General features: G+C 73.2%; 25 protein-coding genes. 6 read left to right on the forward strand and 19 right to left on the reverse strand.

Annotation, left to right across the window (positions count from 1 at the left end; all coding sequences use genetic code 11):
• Positions 1-79: 79 nt before the first annotated feature.
• The 3 genes from hemB to ACOOHC_RS02600 are packed head-to-tail and all read left to right on the forward strand — an operon-like array spanning position 80 to position 3,351.
• Complete coding sequence (gene hemB / locus ACOOHC_RS02590; protein WP_420452451.1) at positions 80-1,105, forward strand: porphobilinogen synthase; 1,026 nt, start codon at positions 80-82, stop codon at positions 1,103-1,105.
• Positions 1,102-2,550 carry a glutamate-1-semialdehyde 2,1-aminomutase gene (locus ACOOHC_RS02595; protein ID WP_420452452.1) on the forward strand — a complete coding sequence of 483 codons (1,449 nt, stop codon included), beginning with the start codon at positions 1,102-1,104 and terminating at the stop codon, positions 2,548-2,550. Before hemB ends, ACOOHC_RS02595 begins: the two co-directional genes overlap by 4 nt.
• Positions 2,551-2,610: 60 nt before the next feature.
• Positions 2,611-3,351: a hypothetical protein gene (locus ACOOHC_RS02600; RefSeq protein ID WP_420452453.1), complete on the forward strand. Its 741-nt coding sequence runs from the start codon at positions 2,611-2,613 to the stop codon at positions 3,349-3,351.
• A 43-nt stretch (positions 3,352-3,394) separates the two neighbouring features.
• Here ACOOHC_RS02600 and ACOOHC_RS02605 read toward each other — a convergent pair whose 3' ends face one another.
• The 4 genes from ACOOHC_RS02605 to ACOOHC_RS02620 are packed head-to-tail and all read right to left on the reverse strand — an operon-like array spanning position 3,395 to position 7,081.
• Entirely contained in the window at positions 3,395-4,345 is a 951-nt protein-coding gene (locus ACOOHC_RS02605) for an NAD(P)/FAD-dependent oxidoreductase (protein ID WP_420452454.1), read from the reverse strand.
• Between the two features lie 8 nt (positions 4,346-4,353).
• On the reverse strand, positions 4,354-5,223 hold the full coding sequence (locus ACOOHC_RS02610) for an alpha/beta fold hydrolase (RefSeq protein WP_420452455.1): 870 nt from the start codon (positions 5,221-5,223) through the stop codon (positions 4,354-4,356).
• Positions 5,223-6,110, reverse strand: a complete 888-nt coding sequence (locus ACOOHC_RS02615) for a hypothetical protein (RefSeq protein ID WP_420452456.1) — start codon at positions 6,108-6,110, stop codon at positions 5,223-5,225. The genes ACOOHC_RS02610 and ACOOHC_RS02615 overlap by 1 nt, the downstream gene beginning before the upstream one ends.
• Entirely contained in the window at positions 6,110-7,081 is a 972-nt protein-coding gene (locus tag ACOOHC_RS02620) for an NAD-dependent epimerase/dehydratase family protein (protein WP_420452457.1), read from the reverse strand. Before ACOOHC_RS02620 ends, ACOOHC_RS02615 begins: the two co-directional genes overlap by 1 nt.
• Before the next feature lie 206 nt (positions 7,082-7,287).
• On the opposite strand from ACOOHC_RS02620, the gene ACOOHC_RS02625 reads away from it, so the two are divergent.
• The gene (locus tag ACOOHC_RS02625; protein ID WP_420452458.1) at positions 7,288-7,995 is read left to right on the forward strand and encodes a M23 family metallopeptidase; all 708 of its coding nucleotides are present in this window, start codon (positions 7,288-7,290) and stop codon (positions 7,993-7,995) included.
• A gap of 3 nt (positions 7,996-7,998) precedes the next feature.
• On the opposite strand, the gene ACOOHC_RS02630 is transcribed toward ACOOHC_RS02625, so the two are convergent.
• From ACOOHC_RS02630 to ACOOHC_RS02665, 8 genes are all read right to left on the reverse strand, one after another.
• Entirely contained in the window at positions 7,999-8,565 is a 567-nt protein-coding gene (locus tag ACOOHC_RS02630) for a hypothetical protein (RefSeq protein ID WP_420452459.1), read from the reverse strand.
• The gene (tilS, locus tag ACOOHC_RS02635) at positions 8,562-9,434 is read right to left on the reverse strand and encodes a tRNA lysidine(34) synthetase TilS (RefSeq protein WP_420452460.1); all 873 of its coding nucleotides are present in this window, start codon (positions 9,432-9,434) and stop codon (positions 8,562-8,564) included. Before tilS ends, ACOOHC_RS02630 begins: the two co-directional genes overlap by 4 nt.
• 88 nt (positions 9,435-9,522) lie before the next feature.
• A complete protein-coding gene (locus ACOOHC_RS02640) occupies positions 9,523-9,675 on the reverse strand; it encodes a hypothetical protein (protein WP_420452461.1) in 153 nt (50 codons plus the stop codon).
• Positions 9,676-9,773: 98 nt separating this feature from the next.
• Positions 9,774-10,043, reverse strand: coding sequence for a zf-HC2 domain-containing protein (locus tag ACOOHC_RS02645; RefSeq protein WP_420452462.1), 270 nt, complete (start codon positions 10,041-10,043; stop codon positions 9,774-9,776).
• Between the two features lie 25 nt (positions 10,044-10,068).
• Complete coding sequence (locus ACOOHC_RS02650; RefSeq protein ID WP_420452463.1) at positions 10,069-10,635, reverse strand: sigma-70 family RNA polymerase sigma factor; 567 nt, start codon at positions 10,633-10,635, stop codon at positions 10,069-10,071.
• Between the two features lie 143 nt (positions 10,636-10,778).
• Positions 10,779-10,943, reverse strand: coding sequence for a CsbD family protein (locus ACOOHC_RS02655; RefSeq protein ID WP_420452464.1), 165 nt, complete (start codon positions 10,941-10,943; stop codon positions 10,779-10,781).
• A gap of 202 nt (positions 10,944-11,145) precedes the next feature.
• Positions 11,146-12,165, reverse strand: coding sequence for a DNA topoisomerase IB (locus tag ACOOHC_RS02660; RefSeq protein WP_420452465.1), 1,020 nt, complete (start codon positions 12,163-12,165; stop codon positions 11,146-11,148).
• A 34-nt stretch (positions 12,166-12,199) separates the two neighbouring features.
• The gene (locus ACOOHC_RS02665) at positions 12,200-12,388 is read right to left on the reverse strand and encodes a hypothetical protein (protein ID WP_420452466.1); all 189 of its coding nucleotides are present in this window, start codon (positions 12,386-12,388) and stop codon (positions 12,200-12,202) included.
• A 188-nt stretch (positions 12,389-12,576) separates the two neighbouring features.
• Here ACOOHC_RS02665 and ACOOHC_RS02670 point away from each other — a divergent pair, with 188 nt between their 5' ends.
• Both ACOOHC_RS02670 and ACOOHC_RS02675 read left to right on the forward strand, forming a co-directional pair.
• A complete protein-coding gene (locus tag ACOOHC_RS02670) occupies positions 12,577-13,797 on the forward strand; it encodes a phospholipase D-like domain-containing protein (RefSeq protein ID WP_420452467.1) in 1,221 nt (406 codons plus the stop codon).
• 71 nt (positions 13,798-13,868) lie between these two features.
• A complete protein-coding gene (locus tag ACOOHC_RS02675; RefSeq protein WP_420452468.1) occupies positions 13,869-14,633 on the forward strand; it encodes a Rho termination factor N-terminal domain-containing protein in 765 nt (254 codons plus the stop codon).
• A gap of 74 nt (positions 14,634-14,707) precedes the next feature.
• On the opposite strand, the gene ACOOHC_RS02680 is transcribed toward ACOOHC_RS02675, so the two are convergent.
• The 7 genes from ACOOHC_RS02680 to ACOOHC_RS02710 form a co-directional block, all read right to left on the reverse strand.
• Complete coding sequence (locus tag ACOOHC_RS02680) at positions 14,708-15,139, reverse strand: hypothetical protein (protein ID WP_420452469.1); 432 nt, start codon at positions 15,137-15,139, stop codon at positions 14,708-14,710.
• Positions 15,140-15,150: 11 nt separating this feature from the next.
• On the reverse strand, positions 15,151-15,720 hold the full coding sequence (locus ACOOHC_RS02685; RefSeq protein ID WP_420452470.1) for a PRC-barrel domain-containing protein: 570 nt from the start codon (positions 15,718-15,720) through the stop codon (positions 15,151-15,153).
• Positions 15,717-15,860 (reverse strand): hypothetical protein, encoded by a 144-nt coding sequence (locus ACOOHC_RS02690; protein WP_420452471.1) that lies wholly within the window; start codon positions 15,858-15,860, stop codon positions 15,717-15,719. The genes ACOOHC_RS02685 and ACOOHC_RS02690 overlap by 4 nt, the downstream gene beginning before the upstream one ends.
• A 118-nt stretch (positions 15,861-15,978) precedes the next feature.
• Complete coding sequence (locus tag ACOOHC_RS02695) at positions 15,979-16,341, reverse strand: hypothetical protein (protein ID WP_420452472.1); 363 nt, start codon at positions 16,339-16,341, stop codon at positions 15,979-15,981.
• A 52-nt stretch (positions 16,342-16,393) separates the two neighbouring features.
• Complete coding sequence (locus ACOOHC_RS02700; protein WP_420452473.1) at positions 16,394-17,155, reverse strand: hypothetical protein; 762 nt, start codon at positions 17,153-17,155, stop codon at positions 16,394-16,396.
• Positions 17,156-17,265: 110 nt separating this feature from the next.
• A complete protein-coding gene (locus tag ACOOHC_RS02705) occupies positions 17,266-17,769 on the reverse strand; it encodes a flagellar basal body-associated FliL family protein (RefSeq protein WP_420452474.1) in 504 nt (167 codons plus the stop codon).
• A 153-nt stretch (positions 17,770-17,922) separates the two neighbouring features.
• Positions 17,923-18,930 (reverse strand): OmpA family protein, encoded by a 1,008-nt coding sequence (locus tag ACOOHC_RS02710; protein WP_420452475.1) that lies wholly within the window; start codon positions 18,928-18,930, stop codon positions 17,923-17,925.
• Position 18,931: the final 1 nt, after the last annotated feature.

Raw genomic sequence — 18,931 nt, forward strand, 5'->3', positions numbered from 1 at the left:
CAGAGCATCGCATGACCGGATCCGCGAGCGCGGGTCCGCCGCGTGGTCCGTCGTGGGGCGGCGTCGTAGGATCGGCGGGGTGAGCAGCGCGCAGGTCGGTCCGGTCGTGCGACCCCGGCGGCTGCGGCGCACCGCCGCGTTGCGCTCGCTGGTGTCGGGGGTGCACGTCCGCGTGGACGACCTCGTCGCCCCCCTGTTCGTGCGCGAGGGGATCGACGAGCTGCGGGAGATCGCCTCCCTGCCGGGGGTGGTCCAGCACACCCGCGCCTCGCTGCGCGCCGAGGTCGAGGCCCTCGCGGAGCTGGGGGTGCGCGCGGTGATGCTGTTCGGTGTCCCGTCGATCAAGGACGCCGTCGGCAGCGGTGCGTTCGACCCCGACGGGATCGTCCAGCTGGCGCTGGGCGACCTGGTCGCGGACCACGGCGACTCGATGGTGCTGATGGCCGACCTGTGCGTCGACGAGTACACCGACCACGGCCACTGCGGGATCGTCGCGCCGTCCGGCGACGTCGACAACGACGCCACCCTCGAGCTGTACGCGCGCGTCGCCGTCGCGCAGGCGCGCGCCGGGGCCCAGGTGGTGGCTCCGAGCGGCATGATGGACGGTCAGGTCGGCGCGATCCGAGCGGCCCTCGACGCCGAGGGGTTCGGCGAGGTCGCGATCCTCGCCTACTCGGTCAAGTACGCGAGCGCCCTCTACGGCCCGTTCCGCGACGCGGTCGACGTGTCGATCGCGGACGGCGGCGACCGCCGGGGCTACCAGCAGGACCACCGCAACGTCTCCGAGGCGCTGCGCGAGGTCCGCCTCGACGTCGACGAGGGCGCCGACATGGTGATGGTCAAGCCCGCGCTCGCGTACCTCGACGTGATCGCCCGCGTCGCCGCCGCGGTCGACGTGCCGGTGGCGGCGTACCACGTGAGCGGCGAGTACGCGATGGTGCACGCCGCCGGTCGAAACGGGTGGATCGACACCGACGCCGTGATCGACGAGCACCTGACCGCGATCAAGCGGGCCGGTGCCGACGTGATCGTCACCTACGCCGCCAAGCGCGTCGCCGAGCTCGCCGCCGGCCGCGGTGGACCCACCCCCGACGGAGGATCATGATCGACGACCCGACCGACGCACCGAGCGCGACGACCTCACCGACGCCCGGGACCGCCCCCGCGCCGACGGCAGCGGCCGCCACGGCGACGGGCCGGATCGCGCCGTGCGCCCCGGCGTGCGCCGCGGCCGGGTGCGTGCCGACTCTCTGCGTCGGGCTCGGGGTGCCGTCGAACTCCGAGCTCTTCGAGCGCTCGCGGCGTGCGATCCCGGGGGGCGTCAACTCCTCCATCCGGGCGTTCCGCTCGGTCGGCGGCGAGCCGTACGTCGTCGCGCGCGCCGAGGGCGCCACGATCACCGACGTCGAGGGCCGGACCTTCCTCGACCTCGTCCAGAGCTACGGGGCGGTCATCGTCGGCCACGCCCACCCGGCGATCACCGCGGCCGTCGCCGCCGCGGCAGCGGACGGCACGTCGTACGGCGCTCCGACCCCGCGCGAGATGAAGCTCGCCGAGGCGATCTCCGAGCGGGTGCCCAGCTGCGAGCGGGTCCGCCTGATGAACTCCGGGACGGAGGCGACCAGCACCTCGATCCGCCTCGCCCGGGGGGTGACGGGCCGCGATCGCGTCGTCAAGTTCGCCGGGAACTTCCACGGCGCCACCGACGCCCTCCTCGTCGAGGGCGGCAGCGGCATCGCGACCCTCGGTCTGCCGGGGACCGCCGGCGTCCCGCGGGCGGCAGTCGCCGACACGATCGTCGCGCCGTACAACCAGGTGCCCGAGCTGACCGACGAGGTCGCGGCCGTGATCGTCGAGCCGGTGGCGGCGAACATGGGAGTCGTCGCCCCCGTCGCCGGCTTCCTCGAAGGGCTGCGCACGGAGTGCGACCGCGTCGGGGCGCTGCTGATCTTCGACGAGGTGATCACCGGCTTCCGCCTCGCTCCCGGGGGAGCCCAGGAGAGGTACGACGTCGTCCCCGACATCACCTGCTTCGGCAAGGTCATCGGCGGCGGCCTGCCGATCGGCGCGATCGGCGGGCGCGCCGAGATCATGGACCACCTCTCTCCGCTCGGCCCGGTGTTCCACGCCGGCACCCTGTCGGGGAACCCGCTCGCGACCGCCGCCGGGCTCGCCGTCCTCGACCAGCTCACCGCGGACGTGTCGATCGAGCTGCTCGCACGGGCTCGGCACCTCGCGGCGACGATGCGCGACGCCTGCGCCTCGGCGGGCTTCGCCGCCCGCTTCGAGGTCGTCGGGTCGCTGGTCGGCATCGTGTGCGGCGAGGGCGCTGCCGACCCGGTGCGGGACTTCGACGACGCGCGCACCACCGACGAGGACGCCTACGCCGCGTTCTTCCGTGCGATGCTCGACGAGGGCGTGGCGCTGGCACCGGGGGCCTACGAGGCGCTGTTCGTCGGTCTCGCGCACACCGACGAGGTGCTCGACGCGATCGCCGCCGCGACCGAGCGGGCGGCGCGGGTGGCCGTCGCCGAGCTCGAGCGCGGCTGAGCCCGCTCGCTGCCGGGGGGTGCCGGTCGGGTCGCGGTCGCCTTCGGTACGGTGGCGGCGGTGAGGCAACTGCTGACGTGGCGCCTGCTCGCCGCCCTCGGGGCGCTGGTCGTCCTCGCGCTGGGCGTCGACGCCCTCGTGGCCGGCAGCGAGGTGCGCGGCGGGATCGCGGTCGATCCGGCGACCGCCGTCGACGTCGACGCCGACGGCGAACCGCTCGAACGGACGATCGACCTGGTCGCAGCCGTCGAGCGCTTCGAGCTGACCGACGACTTCTCGATCGGCGACGACCGCACGACCGTCGGCACGATGGACGCCGTGCTCGATGCGGCGCGGGTGATGCACGTCGCTCCGGGGACTCCGGGCCGCGTGGCCTGCGACGGGCTCGGCGACGAGGGGTCGTGCGTCGTGCTGGCCGACCTGCTCGGGGAGGCGGTGGTGTGGTTCGCGGTGCTCCCGAGAGGCGCGGACGACACCGTCGAGCTGCCCCCGGTGATCGACCTCCAGGACGGGTACGCCGTGTTCGGCAACGGGTGGCGGGTGCGCTACGAGACCGTGATCGAGCGCGAGTGCGACGGGCAGGACGTGGTGAACTTCAGCGACTTCCTCCGCCGCTTCGGCCCGAACAGCCGGACCTTCGTCGACCTCGACACGCAGAAGGTGACGACGGTGGAGTGCGGCGAGGAGTTCGTCGCTCCGACGACGACCGTCGCCGAGGACGGCCCGCTCGACGGCGACCTCGTGGTCGTCACGGCTCCCCCTCCCACGACGGTCGTCCCGCAGGCCCCTCCGGAGGGCTGATCGCTCCGTCGCGCGGTCGCCAGCCGACGACGGGTGGCCCGGCTCAGGCCAGCAACGACTCGGCAGCCGCCAGGCCCGAGTCGTGCGCCCCCTCCACGCGCGGCCCGGCGAAGGCGTCCCCGGCGGCGACGAGGGTGCCCTCCGCAGCGCTCCAGAACGGGTCGGGCCAGATCGAGCGAGGGGTGGCGAAGCGCCACCGCTTCACCTGCGCCTCCACGACCGGCGCGCCGCCGAGCCACGGCGCGGCGGCCTCGCGCAGCGCGGACTCCAGCGAGTCGACGTCGTCGTCCCAGTGCTCCTCGCTCCACTCCGCCGTGGCGTGGAAGGTGACCGCGTCGACCTCGCTGATCCCCTTCGCCCGGTTGTCGCCGACGAAGCCGAGGATCCCGCCGGGTTCCTGAACGCCGCCGGGGGCGGGGACCGCCGGAGGCGCCGACAGGGTGGCGAGGAGGGCGATGGTCCGGTCGTACTCGGTCCGGAAGGGAGAACCCTCGAGCTCGAGGTCGGTGTCGACGAGGAGGGCGACCGCCTGGGGGAGGGGGCAGGTGATGATCACGGCGTCTCCGTCGCGGTGGGTGCCGTCGTCGATGGCGACGCGCCACGCGCCGTCGGCTCCGTCGGGGCGCGAGACGTCGAACACCATGGTCGAGGTCTCGACCTCGATGCCGGTGGCGAGGTCCTTCGCCAGCGAGTTCATCCCTCCCGTCGCGACGTAGCGGGGGTGGCCGTCGTCGCCGTCGGGATCGAAGCCGTGGTTCCACACCGAGGCGAGCCCGCGGTCCACCCAGTCGTCGACGCGATCGCGGAAGGTGTCGGAGCGGACGGTGAAGAACTGCGCGCCGTGGTCCAGCCGGGCGCCGGCGATGCGCCGTGTCGCCAGGCGCCCGCCGACGGAGCGGCCCTTGTCGACGACGCGGACGTCGACGCCGGCCTCGACGAGGCGGCGCGCCGCCACGAGCCCCGCGATCCCCGCTCCGATCACGACGACCCGCACGGTGCGACTCAGGCGCTCGCCGCGAGGTCGGTCGACGAGGACCCCGCCGACGGCTCCGACGAGCGGACCCAGGCGCGCTCGGCTCGGCGGAGGAAGTCGAGCAGGATCCGGTTGAAGGTGGAGGCGTGCTCGATCATGAACCCGTGGGCGGCGCCGCTGATCACGACCAGCTCGGCGGTGGGGATGCGCTCCGCGATCTCCTCGCTGTCACCGCGCGGGGTGAGGATGTCCTGGTTGCCGACGAGGACCATCACCGGCACCTCGATCTCACCGAGTCGGTCGACCAGGGTGTGGTCGGCGGCGAGGAGGGCGTCGACCTGGCCGGCGAACGCGTGCGAGGGTCGACGGAGGGCGAGCGGACCGAGCCATCCGGTCGCGGGCACCAGCCGCCGGAACGAGCGGGGTCCGATGACCCACCTCATCGCCTCGGCGCTCATCGCTCCCATCCCGCCGTCGACGGCGTTCGCGCGCCACGAGGCCAGCAGCTCCTCGCGCCAGGCGTGGTTGCGCGCCGCGGTGCACGCCAGGGTGACCGACCGGGTCCGCTCGGGGTACTTGACCGCGAGGATCTGGCTGATCGCGCCGCCCATCGAGGCGCCGACGACGTGGGCGGTGTCGATCCCCGCGTCGTCGAGGACCGCGATCGCGTCGTCCGCCATCTGCTCGAGGTCGTAGGCCCCGTGGGGCTTGTCGCTGCGCCCCGCTCCGCGGTTGTCGAGGGCGACCGCCTGGTACCACGGAGCCGTCGCGAGGCGCTGCAGCGCCCAGCCCGACTTGGACGCGCCGAGGCCCTGGATGAACAGCACGGGTGGCCCGCCCGGGCGCCCGCTGCGGGTGTAGTGGATCCTGGTCCCGTCGGTGCTGCGGACGTAGGTCATCAGTGGGCTCCCATCCCGCTCAGCGGCAGCCAGTCGAGCGGGGTGCCGGTCCCGATGTCGCCCATCTCGGCGAGGAGGTCGCCGATGTCGTCGCGCAGCCGATCCGCCAGCTCGAGCTCGGACAGCGGTCCGCGTCGGACGCGAGGTGGGCGCGTCGCGGTCCCGATCTCGACGCGTGCGCGACGGGCCAGGGGTCGCGACGAGGCGGCGGCCGGGTGCACCCGTGAGCGCGTCGCCAGCGCGGCGCCGACGAGGACGTGATCGATCGCTCCGGCCCGGCGGGTCCCGATCTGGGGCTCGGCGGTGAGCACGACGAGCTCGTCGGCGCGCAGCGCCCCGGCGAGCTCGTCGGGGTGAGCCAGCAGACCGCCGACGCGCTGGTCGAACGCCGAGAGCAGCGGGGTCGTCCGCCGCCCGACGAAGCGGACCGGACGGTCGACGGCCTCGGAGATCGCGAACGCGGTGAACAGGGCGGTCGCGGCGAGGCGCGACGAGTTCACCACGATCAGCGCCCCGGCGCGCCGGGGGAGGTGCTCGGCCCCTCCCGTCTCCACGTCCCAGCGGAGCTGGGCGAGCAACATCGCGTTCCGGACGAGCTCGGGGTCGCGGCCCCAGTCGTCGGTGGTGCGCGGTGCGTCGCGGAGGCGGCGCGTGGCGGCGCGGACCCCGCCCGAGGCGGCGTCGGCTGCGGAGTCCACGACGGAGCCGATGACGCGCTGCACCCCGGAGATCGCTCCCGCCACCGAGGTGATCCCGATGCTGGTCGCCGCCGGCACCGCCACCGGGTCCGCGCCGGAACCCGCCAGCGCGACGACGTCGGCCAGCGGCGTCGGCTCGCCTCGTGCGGACCGATCGGTCGGGCCGGTCACCTCGATCCGGTCGGCCATCACGCCACCTGCCTCGCCGCCGCGACCCGCACGACGCTCGGCCACCCGTAGAGATCGCCGATCACGTCCGCCGTGGTGCGCGACGGCGCGAACCCGAGCAGGTCGCGCATCCGCCCGTTGTCGGCCAGTCGTCCGCGGGTCAGCGACTCGTGGACGTGATCGGGGATGGGCGCCCCGGCCAGGTGGCACGCGCCGCGCACGGCGGCCCACTGCGGTCCCAGGGTCGGCACCGGCAACCGACGGCCGCGCGCCGCGGTCTGGCGGGCGGTGATCGAGTCGTTCGCCACGACGTTGACCGGCTCGGCCAGCCCGGCGCGTGCCGCCGCCGCGATCGCGCGCGCCGCGTCGTCCTGGTGCACCACGGCGAACGACGGGTCCGCGAGGAGGTCGAAGGGGACGGCCGGCAGGCGCAGGACGCGTCCGAGGGGGGACGGGACGTGGGGCCCGATCACCGAGGCGAGACGGATCGGCGCGACGGTGACGCCGACGCGCCGGGCGACGTCGGTCGCCGTGCGCTCGATGTCCGCCACCGTGCGCCCCCACCCCGACGTCGGCCGCAGATCGGCATCCTCGTCGGGTCGGGTGAGCGCGCCGCGGCCGCGTCCGTAGATCTCGATCCCGCTGCGCACGACGACGTGCTCGAGGGAGCGGCACTCGGCGGCCGCCCCGAGGATGGACGTGGCCGCGCGATCGGTGAGGCGAGCCGCGTCGCGCGGGCTGGCGCGCGAGTGGGGCTCCCAGACCCCGACGTGGACCAGGACGTGGGGGTCGAAGTCGGTCACGGTGGCGACGATGCGGTCGTGCTCGTCGGGATGGATCCGATGGTAGGTGGTCCGGCGGAACCGGGCGCGGGGAGGGTCCGCGTCGATGCCGGCGACCGGGCCGACCCAGTCCTCGGCCTCGAGCAGGCACGCCACCTGGGTCCCGAGCTCACCTCCGACTCCGCTGATGAAGACCCGCCGACCCGCCATGGTCCGATTGTACGACCACGGCGGGGTCGCGGTCCGGAACCGTGTGACGAGGGACCCGGCTCGCGCCGGTCGGATGTGACGGTTCATGTCGATCTGATGACGAAACGGGGTGTTCTCGTCATATGATCGCTCAAGTCGCCGGGGACCTCGTCCGAAGACCCCACGTCGCACGTTCCCCCGGCACGCCCGACCACCCCCTCGATCCGATGCACGACGACGCCCTCGCTCCCGCCGACCACCGGCCGACGTTCTCCCGACGTCGGTTCCTGGCTGCCGCCGGGGTCTCCACCCTCGGGGCCGTCGCAGGTGCGCGGCTGGCGTCCGCCGCCCCGTCGGACGTCGTCGCGAGCGAGCTGAACGACGCCGGCCGGGCCCTCCAGCCCGCCCACCGCGTGCCGCCGCCGACGACGACCACGACCACGACGACGGTCCCGCCGCTCGAGCGCCCGCCGGACGGGGTGATCCCGTTCCCGATCGTCGTCGGTCCCGGGGACCGCTGCTTCGTCCACGACAACTTCGGTGACTGCCGTGGTTCCGGGTGCTCGCGCAGCCACGAGGGGGTCGACATCATGGCCGACCGCGGCCTGCCGGTGCGTGCGGTGGCCGACGGGGTGCTGACCAAGCGGTACGTGGACTCCGGCGCGTGCGGCGGGGCGGGCAACGGCTGGACCCTGTACGACGAGGCGAACGACGTCACCTACAAGTTCTTCCACCTCGACCGCCACGCCGAGGGCCTCGAGAAGGGCGACGCGGTCGTCACCGGCCAGATCATCGGCTACGTCGGCGAGACCGGCACGAGCGGGGTCTGCAACCCGTACGACAACTACCACCTGCACTTCGAGTACCGTCCCGGGAACGTGGCGCAGGACTCCTACGACCTCCTCGACCGCGATCCGGAGGTCACGTTCGGCTGACGGTCAGCGCAGGGTGTGGGCGCGCATGATGATCTCGCGCGCGAACGGGTCGAGCTGCCGGCCGGCGATCCGCTCGGTCACCTGGATCGCCTGGGTCGGGTCCTCGATCAGCCCCGACCACCGGATGTAGCCGCCCATGACGCCGATCAGGCGGTCGCCGAGCTCGTCGGCGTGGACCATCAGCTTGGTGTCGTGGCGCAGCAGCTCGCGGATCTCGGAGTACAGCGACGCGAGGTACGGGTCGGGGTGCTCGGAGTTGAACGGGCGGTGGCGGTACGGGAGCTGCAGCTCGTCGTAGTTGTGCAGGTTGTGCGGGGCGGCGATGATCGAGATCACGCACCCGAAGCCGTTCTCGCGCAGCCAGATGATCTCCTCCTGGCGACGGACCCGTCGGTGGTTGTCGCCGACGCCGCCCGGCCGCTCGCAGACGGCCATCTTGTCCTTGAGCACCCAGGTGAAGTTGCGCGGGGTGATCCCCAACGCCCACTTCCCGCGCAGCCGAGGCGACATCAGGGTGCTCCGTTCGGCGCGGCGGGTCGTGTGGTTCGGGTGGCCATGACGGCTGGTCACGATAGCCCGTCGGCACCGCTCGGCGAAATGCTCCCGGCCCGGCCCGCCCCGGGTCGACCGGAGGGCGCCGGGGCCTCCACGCGCAGCCGCCCGGCGGTGCGCGCGACGCGGCCGACCCCGGTGACCTCGCAGGCTCTCGCCGACCCGCGAGCCACGGCGAGCACCCGTTCGACCGAGTCGGCGCCCGGGGGATGGCCACCCCGTTCGAGCCACCGGCGGACGGCCCGTCGCGCGAGCGGCGGGTCCGCTCGGGCGAGAGCGGAGGCGTCGGTGGGGTCGATCGAGGCGGCGAGCTCCTCGAGCAGGGCGTCGTCGTCGCGCAGGAGGGTCGCCGCACGCCCGATCAGCGCCGTCACGTCGCGCTCGGCGACGTCGTCGAGCAGGGGGAGCACCTCGGCGCGCACCCGGTTGCGCCGGAAGCGCGGATCGCGGTTCGAGGGGTCGTCGACGGTGACGAGGCCGAGGTCGTGGCACAGCGAGCGCGTCTCGTGGCGTCGCAGCTCGAGGATCGGGTGGCGGCCACCGGGGGTCATCGCCGCGAGGCCGCGCGCCCCGCTCCCGCGCAGCAGCGCCAGGAGGACGGTCTCCGCCTGGTCGTCGGCGGTGTGCCCGGTCATCGCACGAGGACCGACGACGGCGAGGCGGGCCCGTCGAGCCCGGGCTTCGAGATCGGGCCCGTCGCGGAGCTCGATGCGTTCGCGGCGGAAGGTCGCGCCGAGCGCCCGGGCGGCCTCGGCGGCGGTGGCGGCGTCCCGTGCCGAATCGGGCCGCAGGCCGTGGTCGACGTGGACGGCCGTGACCTCCAGGTCGGCGGCGCGGGCGAGCGCGACCAGCGCGGTCGAATCCGGTCCACCCGAGAGGGCGCACACCACCCCGCCGTCACCGGGGGGAGGGAAGCGGCAGCGACCGAGCAGCTCGGCGAGCCGCCGGTCCCCGTCGGCGCTCAGCTCCCGCGGCTCACAGGTCGCGGTGGCGGGCCTGGCGCCCGGTCGGGTACTTCTTGGCCTGGACGGACCACAGGTAGTAGCCCCCGAGACCGATCACGGCCAGCACCGCCACTGCGACGAGGGCGGCGCCGATCCAGAAGTGCCAGACAGGTGCTGCGAGCATGCGGCGAGACTACCCGACGTCGACTCCCGTGCCGCCGAGCCCGCCGGCCGACGCCCCGGTCCCCGGCACGGCCGTGCGGGAGCGGCCCGGGCGTGGGGTCAGCCGATCCGACCGTCCCCGTCGAGGTCGGTCTCGAAGCAGCGCTCGATGCGCGACAGCAGGCCCGGGGGCATCTCGTCGGCCCGGCACTTCGCGGCGATGACCCGCTTGAGCTCGGCGTGGAAGTCGTAGGCGTGGGTGCACCCGTCGCAGCCGTCGAGGTGGTGGGCGATCGTGCGCCGTGCCTCCTCCGACAGCTCCTCGTCGAGGAACACGTCGAGCTCGCGCAGGGTCCGGTCGCAGTCGACCTCGTCGTCGGCCTGGGTCATCGTCGTTCCTCCTGGTCGGTCGGCATCAGTCGTCGCGAGCGAGCCCGCGCCCGACCGCGTACTCGTGCAACGCCTTCTGCATCGCCTTTCTTCCCCGGTGGAGCCGGGACATGACGGTGCCGATCGGGATCTCGAGCATCTCGGCGATCTCCTTGTACGCGAACCCCTCGACGTCGGCGAGGATCACGGGCAGACGGAAGTTCTCCGGGAGCGCCTCGAGCGCCGCCTTCACCTCACCGTCGCCGAGCAGCTCCATCAGCGTGTCCTCGGCGGAGCGGCCCACGGAGGGGTCGTCGAACGTCCCGATCCGCTTGTACAGGTACATGTCCTCGACGTCGCCGAGCTCGCTCTCGTCGACGCGGCGCTGCCGAGCCCGGTAGCGGTTGATGTAGGTGTTCGTGAGGATGCGGAAGAGCCAGGCCCGCAGGTTCGTCCCCTCGGTGAAGGTGTGGAAGCTGCGGAACCCCTTGAGGTAGGTCTCCTGCACCAGGTCCTCGGCGTCGGCGGGCGATCTCGTCATCCGCAGCGCGGCCGAGTGGAGCTGGGGTGCGTACTGCATCGCCTGGTCGGCGAACTCGTCCTGGTCGGCCATCGTGGGCGGTCTCCTCGTGGGGGAGCGGCGGTGAGCGTGCGGGGGACGGACGCGAACGGAGCGCCCGCCGTGGTGACGGGCGCTCCGTGGCGCGGTTCGTGACGACGTCGAGCGGGCTCGCGTCGCCCGATCCTCGGCGATCGTCAGCTGAGCTTGTCCTTGACGCCGTCGACCGCGTCGCCGACCTTGTCCTTGACCTTGCCGGCCGACTCCTCGGTCTCGCCTTCGCGCTTCATCTCGTCGTCACCGGTGAGGTCGCCCGCAGCCTGCTTCGCGCGTCCGCTGACCTTGTCTGATTCTCCGCTCATGGGAACTCCTTCCCGGGACGTCACCGTCCCGAACTGTGGTGGTGGGTCGTCGACCCTGGCATCCAGGTACCCCTCCTCCCGGCGACGGAAACCCGCGCCACGGCGCCCGAGCGAGCGGGACCCGCCCGGGTCGGCGGCGACCCCGTCCGGGTCCGTCTCGGCTGGGTCCGCGTGGCGGCCGGGCCCGTCCTCGCGGGTGCCGTCACCGCACCGAGTCGGCGTCGGCGGTGAGGATCTTGCGCAGCGCCTGCTCCGCTCGTGCGTAGGTCGCCGATCGCCTCGAGCGCGACCACGCCCGCTCCAGGCGTCCGTCGTCGTAGGCCTCGACGACGACGGGGGCGACGTAGGACGAGCGGGCGACCGCCCGGGTGTTGCCGAGGTGGTGCGCGACGGCGTCGTAGGCCGCGAGCACCGGATCGTCGGACTGCGAGACGTCGTCGGTGACGTCGCCGGGGGCCATCAGCGACGCCACCATCGTCGCGGTCGCGCTCCACGTCCTCAGCTCCTTGGCCGTCATCGGCACCCCGGACCAGTCGGTCAGGCAGCGCCCGATCGCTCCACCGGTGACCCGACCGCCGTCAGGCCCGGCGAAGAGGGGGTCAGCCGCCCGGCGGAGCATCGCCCGTCGCTCGTCGAGGAAGCGAGCGAGGTCGCGACGCTCGAAGGACAGGTCGCGGTCGATCCCGCCCTTGCCCGTGTAGGCCAGCCGGACCCGCGGATCGTCGACGTCGACGTGGCGGCGCTGCAGCGTCGATGCGCCGATCGTGCCGTGCTCGGTCGCGTAGCGCTCCGAACCGACGCGGATCGCGGTGACGTCGATCAGCCCGACGATGGCCGCGAGGTCTCGGTGGTCGTGGTCGGAGCGGAGCACGTCGGCGGCCGAGGTCCGCAGTCGGGCCAGGCGCTCGCCGACGGGACCCAGACGAGCGAACTTGAGGCGGTCGGCCTCCTGGCGGAACCGCTCGTGGTACCGGTACTGGGTGCGACCGGCCTCGTCGACCCCCGACGCGAGGATGTGCGACGGGTCGTCGGCCGCGATGCGCACGTCGGTCCAGGCTGGAGGGATCGCGAGCGCCACGATCCGATCGCGCGCCGCGTCGTCGACGGGGCGCGATCCCCGCAGGTACCGGAACCCGCTGCCGTGCGGTCGCCGCACGATCGGGAGGCGCTTCGGGTCGACGTGGCGCAGGCCGGCGTCGTCGGCCACCTCCTGCGGGTCCACGCTGCGGTCCTCGGGTCCCGGTGGCCGACGGCGGTCAGGCCTCGTCGCCCTCGAACCCCATGTTCTCCCCCTGCTCGACCTGCGTCGTGACGATCGTCTGGGACCCCTCGCGGTCGTCCATCGAGGCAGGGGTCTGCTGCTCGACGGGTTCGTCGTCCGACGCGCACCCGGCGGCGACGGCGGTGGTGAGGGCGATGGCGGAGATCAGGGCGCGTCGATCCATGGCCGCGACGCTGCCCGTCGGCGACGCCGACCAAACGCCACCGAGCGATCACGACGGGTTCGCGGCGCCCCGGTGCCCTCGCCGGTTTGCGATCGGTGGGGCCGGGGAACGGTCCGAACCCCCGGGGCGGTCGCGGTGCCCGGTGTCCGGCTTCGTCGGATCCGCACGCGTGGCGCCGGTACGGCAAGATGACGGATGATGACGAAGGCGGGCCCGACGACGTGAACGACACCAGCGACGACGCCGAACGCGAGCGCGAGGCCGCGGATCGGCTGCACGGCCTGCTCGGGGTGCCCCCGTCGCACGGCAACGAGGTCCGGGTGCTGCGCAACGGCAAGGAGATCTTCCCGGCGATGCTCGACGCGATCCGCTCCGCCGACCGGTCGATCGACTTCTGCACCTTCGTGTACTGGTCCGGCGACATCGCGATCGAGTTCGCCGAGGCGCTGACGTCGGCGGCGAAGCGCCGTCTCCGGGTCCGCGTCCTGCTCGACGCGGCGGGCGCCCGCCGGATCGACGACCACCTCATCGAGGACATGCGCGACGCCGGGTGCGAGGTGCGCTGGTTCCGTCCGTTCCTGGACGGCAAGATCCCCGAACTCTCCGAGGCGAACCGCCGGACGCATCGCAAGATCCTGGTCTGCGACAACGAGATCGGGTTCTGCGGCGGCGTCGGGATCGCGGACGAGTGGGATGGCGACGCGCGCAACGAGAACGAGTGGCGCGACACCCACCTCGCGCTCCGCGGCCCGGTGGTGGCCGGCCTGTGCGCCGCGTTCATCGACAACTGGGCGGACCAGCAGGACGACGGGTTCCACCCGCGAGCCGAGCACTCGGTCGACCTCACCGAGGTCGGCTCGACGACGTGCTTCGTGGTGCGCGGCGCGGCCGAGACCGGGGCGAGCGACGTGTGGCGGATGATGATGTCGCTGATCTCGCTCGCGGACGAGCGCCTGCGCATCGCGACGGCGTACTTCAACCCCGACGACCACATCCGCAACGAGCTGATCGAGGCGGTCGAGCGTGGCGTCGACGTCACGGTGCTCGTCCCGGGGGAGCACGCCGACAAGCGCTTCATCCAGATCAGCGGCGAGGAGGAGTACCAGACCCTCCTCGACGCGGGCGTCGACATCCGCACCTACGAGACGTCGATGATGCACGCGAAGGTGATCACCGTCGACGGCCACGTGGCGACCGTCGGGTCGACCAACTTCAACCAGCGGTCCATGCAGCACGACGAGGAGGCGAACGTGGTCATCGTCGACACCGACATCGTGGCGGTCCTCGACCGGCACCTCGACGACGACCTCACCGACTCGGTCCTGCTCGATCCCGAGCGGTGGGCCCGCCGGTCGCTCGTCCAGAAGACGGCCGAGAAGGTCACCGCCGTCGTCGACAAGTGGCTGTAGTCGACCCGATCGGGTCGCGACGGCCGTCTCCGACGGGTTTCCGGCGTTCGGACGAGGGGTAGGTCGGATCCATGACGAACAGCCTGGAAGCCCGGATCGCCGAACTGAACGACGCGATCACCGAGCACCTCGACTCGCTCGAGCGCAACCTGCCGAACGTCCCCAGCAAGGCGCACGCCGCGTACCGCGCGAACGCACGGCGGATCAACGCCCTCGTCGAGCAGGTGGCCGCGTCGGTCACCGGTCGCGCGGGGACGGCGGCCGAGGAGGTCGGATCCGCGGCGCGCGAGACGTCGAGCCGGGCCCGGACGGCCGCCGAGCGATCGAGCGACGAGGTCCGGCGCGGTGCGTCCACCACGGCGGGCCAGGCACGGGCGGCGGTCGAGGAGTCGGCCGAGGCGATCGGCGACGGCGTCCGCGAGACCGCCGGCCGGGCCGGCGAGGCCGTGCGGCGCACCGCGGGGGCCGCCCGGACGGGTGCGCAGGCCACCGCCTCGGAGGCCCGTGACCAGGCGGAGCAGATCGCGAGTACGGTCGACGAGGCCGCGTCCGAGGCGGCCGGCCAGGCCGAGGCCCAGGCGTCGTCGTCGGCGCGCACCGTGAGCGACGAGGCGTCGAGCACCGCGACAACGGCGCGCCGGGAGGCGACCGAGGCCGCATCCGAGGTCGACGACGAGGTCGAGGGGGCGCTCGACGACGCCACCACGGCGGCGGACCCCTCCGATCTCTCGTCGATGACGAAGGCCGAGCTCTACGAGCGGGCCCAGGAGCTCGACATCGACGGGCGCAGCACGATGTCGAAGGCGGAGCTGCTGCGGGCGATCCAGAAGGCCTGAGCTCGGGACATCCGAGGGGCGGGGTGCAGGGCGCCTCGTCCTGCGATCCGATGCCCGGGGGAGCGACGGCGAGCTCAGCCGTCGACGACGACGGCGTACGATCCGAGGCTGCGCACGGAGCCCGCCGGGATCTCCTCCTCGTCGGAGCTGACGAGCGCGACGATCTCGCCGGTCTCGGACTCGAACGTCGCATCCCGCACCGTCCCGCGCTCGAACCCGGCGGTGTCGAGGATCCGTGATCCGATGAGCTCGATGTGACCGCGCGCCGCTTCGATGTCGCGCTCGTCGCTCGACTCGGTGGGCGCCCCGCTCGACACGACCATCACCCGGTCGTCTCCGAACGACTCGAGGTCCGACCACTCGGCGAACACGGCCTTCTTCTTGCGACCGTCGACGTGCAGCCGTTCGATGCGGGTGACGTCGGCGGACACGACGAAGTGACGGATCTCGCCGATCTCCTCGGCGGTGTCGATGGCGACCACCCGATGTCCCGTGGCGCTCTTCATGCTGCGGACGCTCATCGCCGACCTCCCAGGCGGTCGCGGAAGGACCGGATCGCAGCCCCGAAGCCGGCCAGGTCGTCGCGGGTGAACTCCTCGGCCTCGGCCGGGACGATCAGGTGCTGCGCCGACAAGCCCATCTGGGCGGTCGAGGGGATGAAGACGCTGCCGGTCTCGGTCTCGACCTCGTAGCCGACGGCGTTCGGCGACGCCCCGGTCTCGAGGACGACGTCGACGACCGTGCCGATCACCGACCCCGAGCTCGACACGACGTCGATGCCGACCACCTCGTGGCCGGCTCCCGACGGCGAGGGGCCGTCGGCCGACGACCCGGATCCGTCCAGGGCGGTCTCGTCGCGGACCATCACGGCGTCGGCCCCGATCCCGACGACGTCGCCGGCGACGAGCGTGGACTTCATCGAGCCGCGGAACCAACCCCGCTTGTTGAGCGTGAACCCGATCAGACGGTGGTCGTCGGCGTCGTACACGACGTCCTTGATCTCGGCCGCGTCCTCACCGCCGTCGACGGTCACGACGGGGAGCCCGGCCACGTCACGGGCACGCACGAGGGTGAGTCGCTCCGTCATCGACCCGACCTGCGACCACGGGTGCGGGCGGGGGAGGCGACGACCGTCCCGGTCCGCTGCTTCTTGCGGATCAGCGCGAACGCGAGCACCAGCGCGACGATCACGACGAGGACGATCACCAGGATCGTGAGGGTGTCCATGCAGGGTCCGTTCGGGGTTCGACTCGCGCCAGACGACCGCCTCACGCTCCGCCGGAGTACCCCGACGCGCCTCGACGAAACCGCGACCGGGCACGCCCGCCGAGCGTCGGTTGGCTGCTCAGGCGTCGTCGGGGGCGGATTCGACGTGCATCGCGTCGCCCTCGGGCGACGATTCGGCGTCGACCTCGTCGGCCAGCATCCGCTCCTCGTCGTCGCGCCCGTCGGAGGCTCGGTCGGTGTCCGTCAGGCCGATGTCGGTGCGCTGCTGCACCGCACGATCGCCCCCCTCGGCCGCCTCCGGCTGCAGGCGATCTTCGCGTGACTCCACGTCGTCACGTGCGATGACGCCGCCGCGCACGATCGAGTCGTCCTCGACGCCGAGAGGCTCCTCCGGCGGGTAGCCGGCGGCCGGGCGCTCGTCGTCCCCGACCTCCTCTCCCAGGACCTCGGGGGTGAGCGATTCGGCGTTGTTCTCCGGCATGGACGCGGGGTACCCGTCGGTCGCCCGCGCCGAAACCCGGACCCCGGGCCGCTCAGGCGGCGTCGGAGCTGCGGACCGAGACCAGCTGCGTGCCCTCGACGCGCTCGCCGAGGAGGGCCCCGACGCGCGCCGGGGACAGGGTGGTGAGCCGCTCCGGCAGGTGGGTGGGCCAGTTCGACAGGCCGTCGCCGCGGGGTTCGTAGAGGAGTCGGCCCACGGTCGGCGCGCCATCGGGGGCGGCTGCGCTCAGACGGGCCTCGATGGTCGCCGCGTGCGCGGCCGCCGCGGCGACGGAGTCGACGAGCTCCGCGAGCACCCGGCCGTAGCTCGCCGGGTCCGTCACCCGGACTCCGTCGAGGATCGCGACGAGCCGGGGGAGCAGCAGCGCGGCACCGTGAGCGTGGGCATCGAGGGCATCGGGCGAACCGTCCGCCTCGATCGCCCGCCACGCAGCCGCCGAGCCGGCGCGGCGCCGGTCGAGCTCGTCGCACGCGGTCGCCAGGGCGGCCGGCCGCAGGCCGGGTGCACGGGCGAGGAGCTCGTCGGCGCTCGCACCGCAGCGCAGGGCGTTGAGCACGGCGGTGACGTCGGCGCGACGCACGTCGGAGAAGGGGATGGTCGTCGACCCCGACAGCGTCACCAGTCGGGCGCGCAGGGCGATCTCCTCGGCGACGGTGGCGGGCCGGCGCGAGTCGGCCCACGGTGACCACACCGGGGCGCCGGGACGGTGCTGGCGCGAGGTCGCGACCTGGCGCGTCCGGGCGGGGTCGTGGCCGAGCGGCCGGACGGGGGTGCGGGTGAGGGTGGTGGTCATCGTGGACTCCTCCGTGAGTCGTGCGTGATCGGTCGGGTTCTCGGGGCCGGCGCCGTCCTGGCGCCCGCCGGTGGGTGGGGTGTCGACGCCGGCGGGTGGCCGGCGGGTGGTCACTGCATGACGAACTCGGTGAAGTACACCGCCGCGACCTCGCCGTGGTAGTGCTCCTCCACGGCTTCGAGCAGGTGGTGCCGTGCCGAGTCGCGCCCCTCCGGGGTGGCCAGCTGCTCGATCGAGGCGCCGCTGAACGTGCTCAGCAGGACGTCCTGGGCCGGGGCCGTGTGGAACTCGTCCTCACCGTGCAGCTCGACGTCCGCCGAGAGGCCGAGCGAGATCGCGACTCGGAGGTAGTGGTCGTCGGCGAGGTTGATGTTCACCGGTTCGAGGTCGATGACCAGACCGATCTCCGACGATCCCTCCTCGTCGCCCGTCTCGGTCTCGGCGGTCTCGGTGCCGGCGCCGCCGTCGGCGGCCGACGCCGGCGCGCTCGACTTGCCGCCGAGGACGTACCCGCCGCCGAGCAGGCCGACGCACAGGACGGCGATGACGGCGAGCTTCTTGGGCCCGCCCTTCTTCGGCGCTTCCTCGTCGGTGGGTGACTTCGTGTCGGGCATCTCGCAAACTTCCTGTTCGCGCCATGGGGCATCGTCGGGGTCGTGGGGTGGATCGGTCTCGGCGATCCCCCGGCCGGTCCGTGGACGGGGGATCGTGGTGCAGACCGTCCGGCGCCGGTGGCCCCGCGCCCGGATCCGTCCCGGCGGTCGGGGTCAGGCGGTCTGCAGGACGACGATCTCGACCCGCCGGTTGCGGGCGAGGGAGGTGTCGTCGCTGCCGGTCGCCACCGGGCGCGTGTCGGCGTAGCCGGCGGCCGCCACACGGTCGCCGTCGATGCCGCGCTGCTCGACGAGGTAGCGCAGCACCGATGTGGCTCGAGCCGTCGACAGCTCCCAGTTCGAGGGGTAGCGATCGGTCGCGATCGGTCGGGAGTCGGTGTGGCCCTCGATGATGATCGAGTTCGGCAGGTCGCGCAGCGACTCGGCGATCACGTCGAGGATCACGATGCCGTCGGCCTGCACGTCGGCGGCGGCCTCGCGGAACAGCACCTGGTCGGACACGATCGTGACGACCAGGCCGCGCGCCTCGCGGCGGAAGCCGACGGAGGTGTTGAGGCCGCTGCCGATCGCCTCGTCGCGCACCGTCTGCTCGACGACGTCGAGGGGGTCGCCGAGCTCGACGTCGACCTCGTCTCCGTCCTCGACCGGTCGGAAGGTCGCGGGGTCGAGGCGGATGGGGGTGAGGTCGCCGTTCGGCAGCGCGAGGTCGAGCTCGAGAGCTCGTCCGCCCTCGCCGACCTCCACGGTGCCGCCGTCGGTCCAGTCGGCGGCGTCCAGCGCCTCGTCCCAGGCCTGCTGCCACTCGGCCTCCTGCCACTCGTCCGGATCGCCGCCCTCGCGCTCGCCGGGCATCGCGCCGAGCTCCTGGGTGGGCGCGGGTGCGAGCTCGCCGATCACCTGGGTGCCGCCGTCGCTCAACGGTCCCGCGCCGCTGGCGGACCCGATCTGGAACGGGCCGATGCCGGTCCCGAGCTCCCGACGGAACGAGTCGGCGACGACCTCGGTCTTGTCCTCGCTCGGGTCGCCGAGCGCCCACAGCACGAGGAACAGCGCCATCAGCAGGGTGAGCACGTCGGCGTAGGGGATGACCCACGCCTCGTGGTTCACGTGCTCCTCGTGCTCCTCCTCGTGGTGGTTCCTCTTGCCTCCCGATCCGCTCACG

This window comes from Ilumatobacter sp. (assembly GCF_965215205.1).
Lineage (GTDB): Bacteria > Actinomycetota > Acidimicrobiia > Acidimicrobiales > Ilumatobacteraceae > Ilumatobacter_A.

Coding starts and splice junctions, on each gene's coding strand:
- ACOOHC_RS02625 (WP_420452458.1), top strand. CDS start 7,288: ATGCACGACGACGCCCTCGCTCCCGCCGACCACCGGCCGACGTTCTCC.
- ACOOHC_RS02615 (WP_420452456.1), bottom strand. CDS start 6,110: ATGGCCGACCGGATCGAGGTGACCGGCCCGACCGATCGGTCCGCACGA.
- ACOOHC_RS02670 (WP_420452467.1), top strand. CDS start 12,577: ATGACGGATGATGACGAAGGCGGGCCCGACGACGTGAACGACACCAGC.
- ACOOHC_RS02675 (WP_420452468.1), top strand. CDS start 13,869: ATGACGAACAGCCTGGAAGCCCGGATCGCCGAACTGAACGACGCGATC.
- ACOOHC_RS02640 (WP_420452461.1), bottom strand. CDS start 9,675: ATGCTCGCAGCACCTGTCTGGCACTTCTGGATCGGCGCCGCCCTCGTC.
- ACOOHC_RS02665 (WP_420452466.1), bottom strand. CDS start 12,388: ATGGATCGACGCGCCCTGATCTCCGCCATCGCCCTCACCACCGCCGTC.
- ACOOHC_RS02595 (WP_420452452.1), top strand. CDS start 1,102: ATGATCGACGACCCGACCGACGCACCGAGCGCGACGACCTCACCGACG.
- ACOOHC_RS02680 (WP_420452469.1), bottom strand. CDS start 15,139: ATGAAGAGCGCCACGGGACATCGGGTGGTCGCCATCGACACCGCCGAG.
- ACOOHC_RS02645 (WP_420452462.1), bottom strand. CDS start 10,043: ATGACCCAGGCCGACGACGAGGTCGACTGCGACCGGACCCTGCGCGAG.
- ACOOHC_RS02700 (WP_420452473.1), bottom strand. CDS start 17,155: ATGACCACCACCCTCACCCGCACCCCCGTCCGGCCGCTCGGCCACGAC.
- ACOOHC_RS02655 (WP_420452464.1), bottom strand. CDS start 10,943: ATGAGCGGAGAATCAGACAAGGTCAGCGGACGCGCGAAGCAGGCTGCG.
- ACOOHC_RS02620 (WP_420452457.1), bottom strand. CDS start 7,081: ATGGCGGGTCGGCGGGTCTTCATCAGCGGAGTCGGAGGTGAGCTCGGG.
- ACOOHC_RS02695 (WP_420452472.1), bottom strand. CDS start 16,341: ATGCCGGAGAACAACGCCGAATCGCTCACCCCCGAGGTCCTGGGAGAG.
- ACOOHC_RS02650 (WP_420452463.1), bottom strand. CDS start 10,635: ATGGCCGACCAGGACGAGTTCGCCGACCAGGCGATGCAGTACGCACCC.
- ACOOHC_RS02685 (WP_420452470.1), bottom strand. CDS start 15,720: ATGACGGAGCGACTCACCCTCGTGCGTGCCCGTGACGTGGCCGGGCTC.
- ACOOHC_RS02610 (WP_420452455.1), bottom strand. CDS start 5,223: ATGACCTACGTCCGCAGCACCGACGGGACCAGGATCCACTACACCCGC.
- ACOOHC_RS02705 (WP_420452474.1), bottom strand. CDS start 17,769: ATGCCCGACACGAAGTCACCCACCGACGAGGAAGCGCCGAAGAAGGGC.
- ACOOHC_RS02690 (WP_420452471.1), bottom strand. CDS start 15,860: ATGGACACCCTCACGATCCTGGTGATCGTCCTCGTCGTGATCGTCGCG.